The sequence below is a fragment of the Nostoc sp. FACHB-888 genome (assembly GCF_014696655.1).
Taxonomy (GTDB): Bacteria; Cyanobacteriota; Cyanobacteriia; order Cyanobacteriales; family Nostocaceae; genus Nostoc.
The window spans coordinates 1-4,822 of record NZ_JACJQM010000261.1 but is presented as its reverse complement, the minus strand read 5'-3'; the positions used below and the strand labels follow the sequence as shown (position 1 = coordinate 4,822).

The 4,822-nt window shown below is 44.9% G+C and carries 7 protein-coding genes; 6 read left to right on the top strand and 1 reads right to left on the bottom strand.

Annotated elements, in window-relative coordinates:
* Positions 1-45 precede the first annotated feature (45 nt).
* The 6 genes from H6G26_RS38465 (at position 46) to H6G26_RS38445 (ending at position 4,702) form a co-directional block, all read left to right on the top strand.
* Positions 46-504 (top strand): DUF1392 domain-containing protein, encoded by a 459-nt coding sequence (locus H6G26_RS38465; protein ID WP_190736983.1) that lies wholly within the window; start codon positions 46-48, stop codon positions 502-504.
* Between the two features lie 31 nt (positions 505-535).
* Positions 536-763, top strand: a complete 228-nt coding sequence (locus H6G26_RS38460) for a hypothetical protein (RefSeq protein ID WP_190736981.1) — start codon at positions 536-538, stop codon at positions 761-763.
* A gap of 126 nt (positions 764-889) precedes the next feature.
* Positions 890-1,474, top strand: coding sequence for a hypothetical protein (locus H6G26_RS43475; protein ID WP_242054287.1), 585 nt, complete (start codon positions 890-892; stop codon positions 1,472-1,474).
* 147 nt (positions 1,475-1,621) lie between these two features.
* A complete protein-coding gene (locus tag H6G26_RS44420; RefSeq protein WP_347242589.1) occupies positions 1,622-2,746 on the top strand; it encodes an alpha-ketoglutarate-dependent dioxygenase AlkB in 1,125 nt (374 codons plus the stop codon).
* Positions 2,655-4,148, top strand: a complete 1,494-nt coding sequence (locus tag H6G26_RS38450; protein WP_347242588.1) for a plasmid replication protein, CyRepA1 family — start codon at positions 2,655-2,657, stop codon at positions 4,146-4,148. The genes H6G26_RS44420 and H6G26_RS38450 overlap by 92 nt, the downstream gene beginning before the upstream one ends.
* A 221-nt stretch (positions 4,149-4,369) precedes the next feature.
* Positions 4,370-4,702, top strand: a complete 333-nt coding sequence (locus H6G26_RS38445; RefSeq protein ID WP_190736979.1) for a GNAT family N-acetyltransferase — start codon at positions 4,370-4,372, stop codon at positions 4,700-4,702.
* A gap of 4 nt (positions 4,703-4,706) precedes the next feature.
* Here the strand turns inward: H6G26_RS38445 and H6G26_RS38440 are convergent.
* On the bottom strand, positions 4,707-4,822 hold a 116-nt coding region (locus tag H6G26_RS38440), incomplete at its 5' end, for a transposase (protein WP_190727979.1).

Sequence of the window (4,822 nt, the reverse complement as noted above, 5' to 3'; positions counted from 1 at the left end):
CTCTATTGACTCCGAAGCGATTAATTACTTATTGGGGAGAAAAGCATGATTGACCACATTAACGCACTTCAAACAAGCTGGTATCTCTCGCCTCCTTGGAGACAAACAATTCCACCTGTTGCAGTTAATTTACTGGAGAGAGTATACCTCAGAACCACAAGAACATTCAGCTACTGCTGCGGTGTGCAATGGAAACACGAATGTTGGATTTATTCAATTGATTGCCGTAATGAAATACTCCACGCTACACAGAACCAAATCATCGGGACTGGAGAGTTAGAAGCCATCAAAGTGCAAAAGCCTGCTTTCGTTTTGGGCGAAAGAGTGATCCTCTGCTCTCACGACAAGGGAACAAAACAACGGCTGATTCTGGGAATTGCGCTGGTGCATAATTCTTGGTTTTACGTTGTTGAATTGATGTCACCAACGTTAATTAAGACACCAACTATATCGAATCGTTTCTCATTAGTTGGTGAGAAAAGTTTGGTGCGGGTAAATGCTTAAAGTCTTGAAATTTACTTAGGAGTCGAACAAGATGAGTTTACCTTTAAATCAAAATGTTTTAGTTGAGTCTCCATCATTAAGAACTTCTGCACTTTCTAACCTAGATGATTCTCGCGCAGAAGTTGTTCTGAGCAAAGCAAAGGCAATAGTGTTCGCTGTATGGAACGGTAGCGGCTGGGCAACTACTGCACAAATAGCGGAATATTTTTCAGTTACAGAGTCCGCAGTCAAAGAACTAACAAGAGTAAATCAATCGTAATTCCAAAGCCTTGAGACTAAAACCCTTACTGGCATTGACTTACGTGATGCTCGACAGACACTCTGTCTACCATCTAGAACTTCCCAAGTTAGAGTTTTTTCGGCTTTGGGTGCGTTAAGGATCGCAATGATCTTGCAGCAATCTCAAGTAGCAGCGCAAGTTAGAACCATCATTTTAGATTTGGTTGCAGCTGTTCCAAGTATTACTACCCAAACTCCTGTACCTGCCCCTGCCTTGCCACCGGTTGAGCAGCGCTTACAAACTTTGGTCGAGGCGATGAGAACTTTAGCTGAACTTACAGGTGGCAGACTCAACCCATACATGGAGCAGCATTTTCAAGACTTCGCTGCAAATCTCCTAGCCCAACACAATCAACAAGTCCTTTCTGGTAGCAAAGAGAAATGGATGGGGGTGGTCAACTTTGCAGAGACGGAGTTAGGAAAAAAAGTCCCCTTGAGCGGTTCGCATTATCGCGGTCATCTTGGTACTTGGGTTCGCACCTTTTACTCACAACTAGGAGAGCGTCAAGAAATGCGCTTGGTCAACGGCACTCAGCAGCCAGTTTACGTTTACGCCTGCCATGACCCAATTGTTGCAGATGGGCTAACCAAGGCAATTGAAGAGTTTTTCACCCATCCAAACCCGACTGCTGCGCTAAGAATTGCGGGAGCTTTTAGTACCAAGAGTCCACGGGTGTTGGTCAAAAAATGAAAGCGATCGCATTCCTTAGTTTAGGGCGGTCGCTTGGTTGCAATTGCATCTGTGATCAGTGCTGGGTTCATCGTATCAGTTTTCGCTTCATCACCCGAACTCGGATACAAGCTTTTAGATTTTCATAAAAAATAAGGACAAACTCTCATGCAACAACTCACACTTTTTGCTGAATCAACTCCGGTTTTACCCATCACCTATTACCCTGATTTCTTAAGTCTTGAACAAGCCAATGAACTTTACCAACACTGTCTACAACTGGAGTGGCAACAGAATCAAATCAGAATCGCGGGTAAAACAATGCCTGTTCCCCGCCTCGAATGTATTTATGGTGATGCCGGATGTGATTACCTTTACTCAAACAGCGTATTTTTAAAACCGCTATGTTGGACAGAAGCTCTGTCTAGCTTGCGCGATTGCATCACCGCCTTGACTGGACACAAATTCCGCATCGTCATCGGCAACCAGTACCGCACGGGTATGGATTCAATCAGCTGGCATTCAGAGAACGAACCATCGATGGGACTTAACCCTGCGATCGCACTCAATCAACGATTCTTGGGCCAGCTTCTCGTCCCCGAAGGTGAAAAACTGATTATCCTCAAGGCTCCCAAAGGTACTGGTAAAACCGAATGGCTGGCAACTGAGGTGGCGAAAGCACATGACCAAGAGAGACGGGTATTAATCATTACCCACCGTATCCAGCTAGGTGAGGCGTTGTGTAATCGCTTTGGTGTTAACTATGTTACCGAAGTCCGCACGAATGAAACTGGTACATTATTAGGATACGGGGTGTGTGTTGATTCGCTGCATCAGGAAAGTCAGGCGCGATTCAACCCTAATGACTGGTCAAACGATGTGATTATTATTGATGAATGTGACCAAGTATTCTGGCATTTGCTCAACTCTGGTACTGAAGTGCAAAAACGTCGGGTGTCTGTTCTCAAAAACCTCAAACAACTGGTACAGAATGTTTTGGGCAGCAGTCAGGGAAAGATTTACCTCTCAAGTGCCGATGTATCAGATACTGATGTGAAGTATGTTTTATCACTCGCTGGTGAATATCGAGTTAATCCTTTCGTCATCGTCAACAACTACCGCCACATCGCTGGTAACTGTTACAACTACTCTGGCAGTAACCCGAAGAATTTGATTGCGGCATTGGACAAAGCGATATCTTTTGGGGGGCATCATCTCTTGTGCTGTTCTGCTCAAAAGGCTATCTCCAAGTTTGGAAACTGGAGTCAGCATCGACATTCGAGGACATTTTGATGGTGTTTGGGGGATTTTTCAGGGAGTGCAGCCGGTTAACTCCGTGCGTCAGATGTTGGCACGGGTTAGGGAAACTGTTGACCGTCATATCTGGATCAGAGAATGGGGAATGTCGTTTGTGGGCAATGGTTCTACATCAATCGGAGGATTACTCAGAAGTCAACACGTCGCAACACAGGCTAACATTGCGCTGTTGTCGGCGGCGGATAATGACGATTACAGTTTTGTTGACCAGAACTTCCAGCCAGAGTCATTGCAGACTTGGGGTAAGCGTGGTTCTGTTATTAACGTCGAGATGCGGCGCTATCGAGAATCTGTGCTTGCAGGGTTGGTTGAGGATGGTTACACCATTATTGATGCCTCGGATGCTGACGATGACGAGACTGGCGCAGTAATCGAATCGGTTAAAGCCGCGTCTGTTGAATTGTATGCTGTTGAGTGTCAGGCGATCGCGGATTCTCCGACTATCTCTAATGCCGAACTTAAAAAGTTGCAAGACACAAGGGCGAAAACGAAAACTGAACGACATCAGCAGCGCAAAGCCGAATTATCCCGTCGCTACGAAGTTGATGTTACCCCTGAGCTTGTCGAGAAAGATGACGACGGCTGGTATCCTCAACTGCGAATGCACTACTATTTGACACTGGGGCGGGAATTTCTGACGAATCGTGATGCTAAAAGAGCTGCATCGCAGTTAGAGGCGGGAGAGAATTCGATTTGGAAACCAGATTTTAACAAGGGGCAGCTATTACCTGCTGTGTTGTTACTGGAAAATCTGAATCTGTTGCAGTTTCTTACACCAGAGGTTCAGTTGCGGGGGTCTGATGAGAAGATGCTGGAGTTTAAAGCGCTAGCTGTTCAGCACAGGCACGTTATCAAGAATTACCTGAATGTCAGTATCTCGGAAAAACTGACTTCCATAGCGATCGCACAGAAACTACTTGCGAAGATTGATTTGAAGTTGGATTATGTTGGTCGATTGGGCAAGCGTGAAAATCGGGAGTGCGTCTATCGGTTTGTTCCACCCAATGACGAGCGTGATTCGATTTTTGGGCAGTGGCTAAATCGAGATGAAGCATTTCAAAATGAGTTGGTGTCAGTCATTAATAATATAAGTACAACTACACCAGTCATTGACACCACCCCCCAGGATATAACTCAAACACTCACGCCAGAGGAAAGTCCGACTGTCCAAGGATGGAAGGGGCTGAAGCTGAAAATGCGCCTTGGACTCGACAGCGTTGGAAAGTTTTACCAACAGCTAGTCTCCAAGGTAGGCGAGGCTATTGGCGTTGCTGACGGAGAGCCTTACTGGAATGCATATCTGGGGCAGTGGCAAGTTTGGGTTAACTTTGCCCACGGGTGCAAGTCTGTGGTGTGCGATTGGTTGGTTGCGGTTTAGATTAATTTCTAGATTGTTATCTTCCTTGGTTGTAGGGAGAAGTAGCGCGAAGCTATTTGAGAATCATCAAAATCCCTGATGTCAAATCGCATTGCTTCTTAGATAAACCTCTATAGTTACACTCAGTTTTTAAACTGAACTGTAAGAATTGCATTTCATGATAGGTTATCTTCGCCAGTTAACAACAGTTAACAACAGTTTTAAGAATCTAGAGGTGTATTGTGAATATTAATTATCAAAAAGCCGCGATCTCCGATCTGACTCTTGTTTTGGAACTTGTTGAGGAGTTTCGTGAAACCGAAAACTTACCATTTGATAAAAATAGCGATCGCGATCTACTCATACAGTTTTTGAGTAATGAATTTTTTGGACAAACATGGCTGATTTGGCAAGAGGATGAGGTGATTGGCTATATTGTTTTGACGTTAGGGTACAGCCTAGAATACCGAGGTCGAGATGCTTTCGTGGATGAATTTTATCTTCGTCCAAAGCATCGTGGACAAGGTATTGGTACGCAGACTTTGAGAGGCTGTTTGAAAAGTTTGGGGGGGTAAAATTTTATGCTAATCGTCTTACCATGATCCGGATCATGGCAAGGTAGATAAACGTCTCCGATGTTTCCGGTAATAACTCATAGTCTCTGGCCAATCGCCGACAGCCCATTAGCCACCCAA